At 45.7% G+C, this 1033-nt stretch carries 1 protein-coding gene and 1 pseudogene; one reads left to right on the top strand and one right to left on the bottom strand.

Annotation, left to right across the window (positions count from 1 at the left end):
- Nucleotides 1–309: 309 nt before the first annotated feature.
- Entirely contained in the window at nucleotides 310–717 is a 408-nt protein-coding gene (locus QZ506_RS05765) for an antiterminator Q family protein (protein WP_291969694.1), read from the top strand.
- Nucleotides 718–903: 186 nt separating this feature from the next.
- Here QZ506_RS05765 and QZ506_RS05760 read toward each other — a convergent pair.
- Nucleotides 904–1033: pseudogene (locus tag QZ506_RS05760) on the bottom strand (IS630 family transposase); the annotation flags it as partial.

The raw sequence follows: 1033 nt of genomic DNA, 5'->3' as shown, positions 1-1033 counted from the left end.
GCTTTGTGTTTGATAATGGGATTGTTAGTATGAAGCATGAGAGTTACCTCGCGTTTTGTTTAAGGATCAGACACCCATATCAAAACCGGTAACTCTCAACCTTTCAAGGTCCAGTGTCAGATCTAGTCGCGACTAATACAACTAACAACACTGGCTACGCGTGAGTAACGGACTTAGTTATTAATTAAATCAATAGCTTTTCGGTGGAAGTTTATGACTGCTGCTCTTTTGTTACTCTAGGGGACGGTGCGGCAAGACCCTGATGGTCTTGTCAGATAACGGCATAGAAACAACAAAGGTGGCAAGATGATTCGTGATATCCAAAAGGTGCTCGAGCGCTATGGCGCATGGGCTTCTCATACTGAACACGGGCTGTATTACTCATCGGTGGCGGCGGGCTTCCGTGGGCTGCTGCCCTCCAGCCAGCGCTCGCGCCCGTCGTGTTGCGATGACGATGGGTCGATTGTTAATGGGGCTATGGCGTGTTTGAAAAAACGCGACCCGTATCTGCATGTGCTATTGGGGTGGCATTATGTGCTTGGCCTGCCGGTGAGGGCGATTGGTAACAAACTGGGCATTTCACATACGCTGGTGTTAAAGCAGCTACAAATGGCAGAAGGATTTATCGATGGCTGCCTGAGCATGATGGATATCAAACTGGATATCAAACTGGATATCGATCTTGAATGCAAAAAAGAGCTGGTTTATACCCAATAAACGGCTTTGTTGAATAAATAGATATTATGCTGCGTAGCCATAAAGGCTGCGGATTCCCTTGACGTAAAATCAGTATTGTTAAATCCAGAGCGTGGTGATGCATCCCGGAGCGATCAGCATTTTAATCCAAAACAGGCGTGTCATAACAGCATTATTCCCTATTATTCAACAAAGCCCCAATAAACCTCAAGATGCAGGTTTGAGCACCTGAAAATGATCGTGAATTCTGGACGTCAGCGAGTCCGCTATTTCTGGTAGCGTATTGGTGAAAAAATTGAATATTGCATCCCGAAAATCGCGCGTGTTTTCAAAATAG

Source organism: Candidatus Symbiopectobacterium sp., assembly GCF_020054415.1.
Classification (GTDB): Bacteria; Pseudomonadota; Gammaproteobacteria; order Enterobacterales; family Enterobacteriaceae; genus Symbiopectobacterium.
Note: the sequence above shows the minus strand (reverse complement) of the source record. Positions and strands in the feature narration are given on the sequence as shown.